The 2,191-nt window shown below is 43.3% G+C and carries 4 protein-coding genes; 2 read left to right on the forward strand and 2 right to left on the reverse strand.

What is annotated here, in order from left to right; all coding sequences use genetic code 11:
- Positions 1-195 precede the first annotated feature (195 nt).
- Positions 196-1,167 (forward strand): MobQ family relaxase, encoded by a 972-nt coding sequence (gene mobQ, locus FTV48_RS14500; RefSeq protein WP_004897098.1) that lies wholly within the window; start codon positions 196-198, stop codon positions 1,165-1,167.
- A complete protein-coding gene (locus FTV48_RS14505) occupies positions 1,164-1,634 on the forward strand; it encodes a hypothetical protein (RefSeq protein WP_004870960.1) in 471 nt (156 codons plus the stop codon). The genes mobQ and FTV48_RS14505 overlap by 4 nt, the downstream gene beginning before the upstream one ends.
- A 114-nt stretch (positions 1,635-1,748) precedes the next feature.
- On the opposite strand, the gene FTV48_RS14510 is transcribed toward FTV48_RS14505, so the two are convergent.
- Together FTV48_RS14510 and FTV48_RS15275 are read right to left on the reverse strand one after the other, a co-directional pair.
- Entirely contained in the window at positions 1,749-2,030 is a 282-nt protein-coding gene (locus FTV48_RS14510) for a type II toxin-antitoxin system YafQ family toxin (protein ID WP_180000755.1), read from the reverse strand.
- Positions 2,023-2,190, reverse strand: coding sequence for a calcium-binding protein (locus tag FTV48_RS15275; protein ID WP_373683540.1), 168 nt, complete (start codon positions 2,188-2,190; stop codon positions 2,023-2,025). Before FTV48_RS15275 ends, FTV48_RS14510 begins: the two co-directional genes overlap by 8 nt.
- Position 2,191: the final 1 nt, after the last annotated feature.

Below are 2,191 nucleotides of genomic sequence, written 5' to 3' on the forward strand. Positions count from 1 at the left end.
AACGGTTAATTTCGGGATATAGAAAACCACTCAAGCATAAGGCTCTATGAACTAGAGTTCAAGCGAGCTATATGCTATCGTGTTTTTCATGAAATGCGCACTTACGACTTGAATTTCATTCAAGTCATCGTTGCGTAAGGGGAATCCCCTTAACCCCAAAAAATTGCTACGCAATTTAAAAAGGCGAAAGAAAAAATGGCGATTTATCATTGCTCAACAAAAACAGTGAATCGAAGTTCGGGACGAACTGCGGTTGCATCGTCTGCCTACCGTTCAGGGGAAAAACTCAAAGATGAACGAACAGGACTAACCCACGACTTTACGAGAAAGGACGGTGTCGCCCATAGCGAAATTGTGTCTAACCTTGATATAGAAATAGACCGTAGCGAATTGTGGAACTTGGCGGAACAGTCCGAAAACCGCAAAGATGCTCGAACCGCTAGAGAATGGGTGATTGCCCTGCCTGATGAACTGGATGCAGATCAGCGCAAGGACTTGGCAAAAGAGTTTGCCCAATCGCTTGTTGATCGTTATGGCGTGATTGCAGATTTAGCCATTCACGAACCCAGCAAAGGCGGAAATGATAAAAACCATCACGCCCATATCATGCTGACCACCCGAAAAGCTGAATTAGACCCTGACAATAAACTCACTTTGACGACAAAAACCGATATTGAGTTAAGTAATGCCAAACGCAAAAGCCTAAATATGGGAACAACCCAAGACGACATCAAACAGATTCGGGAAACATGGGCGGACTTAGCCAATCACGCACTGGAGCGAGCAGGCTACCGAGAAAAAATAGACCACCGCAGCTATGCCGATCAGAACAATGGACTACAAGCCACCATTCATGAGGGGACTTCGGTCACTCAACTCCGTAGACAAGGCATAGACACCGAAATCAGCCGTTATAACGACCATGTGAAGCAACACAACGCCCAACACCTCAAACAACAGCAACAGCGCACAGACAGCGTTTTACAGCACGGTTTAAACCGTGCCGAGCAAGGCTTCGAGCAATGGCAGAAAAACCAAGAAGCTAAACGCCTAGAACAAGAACGCCAAGCCGAAATACAACGACAGCAAAAACTAGAGCAACAGCAAGCCGAGCGAGCCAACCGTAAAGCATCACAAGACTTAGATCAGGGCGGAATGTACCGATGAGCAACCAAAACGACCTAGATGACCAGCTCTATATTTTACTGGCATCTATGAAAGAGTATCGAGAAGCCATAGCAGACGATAACAAGCGATTAGAAGCGTTTTACAAGGAAGTGGCTAGCGGAGTACTCAATAAGACCGAAAAACACCTAAAAAACGCCAATCAGAAGCAAATAGACGCACTCAACAACAGTATTCGAGAATTAAACAATGCAACCAATCAACTTGACTGGCGATTCATGGCAATCTACGCCAGTGCTTTTGTTAGCTTGCTGATCGTTTTCTTTTTAGCATTATTTTTATATGTGCCGAGCATGGACGAAATCAAACAGCGTAGAGCAGACGTTGCATGGCTAGAACAAAAATACAGCCTAGATATTAAAAATTGCAATGGGAAGTCTTGCGTTCGCATCATGAAAAATGACTGTCACGGAGCGAATAAGGATTATTGTGTGATTGACCCAAAATAATGATTAGACAGTACTTTGCTCGGCTCTTGCCATCACCGAATCAATGACAGCAGTCGCAAAGTTGCCCGACTTTGAAACATGGCTAAAGCCATCTTTCAAAGCATCGAGCGATAGTCATCCAAAAATTTCGGAATGGCTATCCAACTGATGCAGTTCTAAAGTATCGTCACCAACAAGCCTATAGATCAAGACTAAATCAGGCTTCACATGACAATCACGACAATTTTTAAACTCTGCACCACCTTTCAAGGGATGATCTAAATACTTTTCAGGCAAAGGATTATTTGCGACTAAACAATCTAATACTTCTGCCCATTCAGCCGTAACCAGTTCTAAATAACGTCTTTTAATATCACGTTTAAAAGAACTGGTTACGATAATCTTACGTTTAGCCATGTGCTTCTTCCGACATAGCTTTAATCGCTTCTTCTACCGTTCCATCTGAAAATTTGATCTGGTCAATACGATAGGCACCCAGAGCATCTGCCTGGAAATAGTTCTGCACCGTAATGCTATTTTCACCATTATGTGAATGAATGACTAAGTCATTGCTGATA

This window comes from Acinetobacter sp. YH18001 (assembly GCF_013416975.1).
Taxonomy (GTDB): domain Bacteria; phylum Pseudomonadota; class Gammaproteobacteria; order Pseudomonadales; family Moraxellaceae; genus Acinetobacter; species Acinetobacter pseudolwoffii.